This is a genomic window from Arsukibacterium ikkense (assembly GCF_000987775.1).
Lineage (GTDB): Bacteria > Pseudomonadota > Gammaproteobacteria > Enterobacterales > Alteromonadaceae > Alishewanella > Alishewanella ikkense.
Genome location: NZ_LAHO01000033.1, coordinates 1 through 2,449, shown reverse-complemented (window position 1 = coordinate 2,449; position 2,449 = coordinate 1). Strand labels below are relative to the sequence as shown.

2 protein-coding genes are annotated in these 2,449 nt (G+C 45.5%); both read right to left on the bottom strand.

Going from position 1 to position 2,449, the window contains the following annotated elements:
- Positions 1-460, bottom strand: a 460-nt coding sequence (locus WG68_RS18885) for a hypothetical protein (protein WP_052749169.1), incomplete at its 3' end; no start/stop codon positions are given.
- Between the two features lie 150 nt (positions 461-610).
- On the bottom strand, positions 611-1,900 hold the full coding sequence (gene ltrA / locus WG68_RS18880; protein WP_046559270.1) for a group II intron reverse transcriptase/maturase: 1,290 nt from the start codon (positions 1,898-1,900) through the stop codon (positions 611-613).
- Between the last annotated feature and the right edge of the window lie 549 nt (positions 1,901-2,449).

Sequence of the window (2,449 nt, the reverse complement as noted above, 5' to 3'; positions counted from 1 at the left end):
GACTCCGAGAAGGCTCATATGTGTTATATTGTGCCATTGCCAACCCTTGATTAATTTTATGCTGCATGTAAATTACATGAAAAATTGACGTAATCAATGGTTTTAACCATAGCTTGTCACCTTTACTAGAACCCGTTATTAAATTAATGCGATTACGCACGACAATTATCCAAGTTACGTCGAAAACACTTGAAACAACATGAATGCCGATTGTTCCTATTAAAATGGTTGGGTCATGAAGGTTGGCTAAACCGTAAATCAAACTACCCAAGTGTATAGCGAACAAGATAATTGTTATTGCAATGAATAAGTTGGATATTTTGTATTCAGTTTTTTGATTAATTTGGCTTGAGAAATGATAGAGCTTGTATATTAGGTAAGCTCCAATAGTCAGTATGCAAAGCACTAATGTTTTTAACGCTGACTCAGCTTCAAATATTTCCACAAATCCTTTTTGCATTTAATCTCCAAAGGTCAGCGCACATCAAAACTACAGCGCAATAATCGTGGTAGAACGACCCATTACTGAGCCGCCCCCACACAGATCCGGACGTGCGGAATTACCGCATCCGGCTCTTCAGTTATATATTCACTCGTGTAAAACACGCACTTAATACCAGTCAGCATGGATAATTCGCTTACCCACCCGTGGTTTCTCAATTCCATAATACATTAGCATCTGTTTGAAATTACTCCAATTATAACTTAACCTGCCGCTTCGCCTATTGAGCCATTTGAACAAACTTTGCAGTACATAACTGTAAAGTCTGTCCAAGCTCCGGCTGTTATCCGGCAGTCCAAAGTAATTTCGGTATCCCAGCAATTTGCGTTTGAGTTGTGGCAGCCACAGGTTCAGCTTCACTGAACGCTTGGCTTTGATGTACTGGTAAAACTCGTTCAAGCTCGACCGAAGCTTTTCTGCTGCAGTGCGTCGTCTTAAACGAGGTCTGCCCTGTGCATCTTTAGCCCAGTAAAAGGCAAAACCCAGAAACACAAATTGCCGTTTACGGCTGGGATGAAACCGACTAAAACGCAGCAGTGAGGTTTTGTCCTCTGCCACCTCCAAGTTGAACTTCTTCAGCCGCTTTGGCAACACCTTGTAAAAGCGCTCGGCATCGTTAGCGTATTGAAACGCACACACAAAGTCGTCAGCATAACGAATTAGCATCGCCCTGCCTCGCATCCTCGGTTTGACTTGTTTCTCAAACCATAAATCTAATGCGTAATGCAGATAAATATTCGCCAGCACGGGGCTAATAATGCCCCCTTGCGGCGTGCCACTTTGCGGGCGTTCGAACTGCCCTTCCGGTGATTTTATCCTGGCTTTCAGCCACTGGCTAATCACACTCAGAATAGCGTTGTCATCAATACGTTGCTTGAGCATGCGCATCAGCCAATCGTGGTCTAAGTTGTTGAAGAAGCCTTTGATATCAGCTTCAGCAATATAACCGTAGCCTCGGTATTGAAGATTAAGCACCGTGCTTTCTACTGCCTGATGGGCGCTTTTATTTGGCCGGTAGCCGTAACTGTTGGGCAAGAAGTCCGCTTCCCAGATATGTTGTAATATCTGGCTCACACCTTGTTGCACTAACTTGTCGTCTACCGTAGGCAAGCCCAATGGGCGTTGTTTGCCATTTGCCTTGGGAATAAACACCCGCTTTATATCATTTGCACGGTAACGCTTATGCTTTAGTGCTTCGCTTAACCGGCTAATGTGGCTCACAAGCTGCTGTTGGTACTCTGGCATCGTAATACCATCAACACCGGCTGCTGCTTGTTTATTGAGTTGCCCCCAGCTTTGATACAGGCAGTCTTCACTTAGCAATCCGTATAAGTTCTGAAACCTGTGTTTGGGGTTGTGTTGTGCTTTAAATGTGATTGCGTTTAGTTCGGTTGTCATAGCAATTCCAGCCCTACATTGTCCGGCCTATGTGTCTGCTAAACGCAGGATATAACTGCCAACCCCTTCGCCATGTGAACGGCTTTACCGTCTCGGACTACTATGAGTTGGTCTGACTGCCAGAAGGTCATCGTTGGCCTTGCTTGTGGCTTAGCGTCCCTACCGCTTCCTTGCGGAACACTTCTGGCTCTCTCAAGTTCCTGATACATCTCTTTAATCATGCCACGGCTTGATAACTCCGCTGACTCGCCACAGCCTCACTCTAACGGCTGCTTTGCATGGACTTCGGTGGCGTTACAAACCTCGTCAATCAGATTGTGCTTATCGAAGCGATACCAACCTTCAGGGACACGTATCCCCTGTGGCCTAACTAATTCTCTGTGTACGCTTCACCTATCTTGTTCACCAGCCTCAAAAAAAAACCAGTTCCGCCATAGGCGCAACACTCGATACGGGTGGTCAGTTACACCTTACCCGACAGGGACTTACACCCTGCAAGATGCATCAAGCTTTGCTTGACGGTAAGCGTAACCCCAACCACACATTCCA

What these genes read in the sequence shown, in the direction of transcription:
- ltrA (WP_046559270.1), bottom strand. Translation starts at nt 1,900, where the DNA reads ATGACAACCGAACTAAACGCAATCACATTTAAAGCACAACACAACCCC.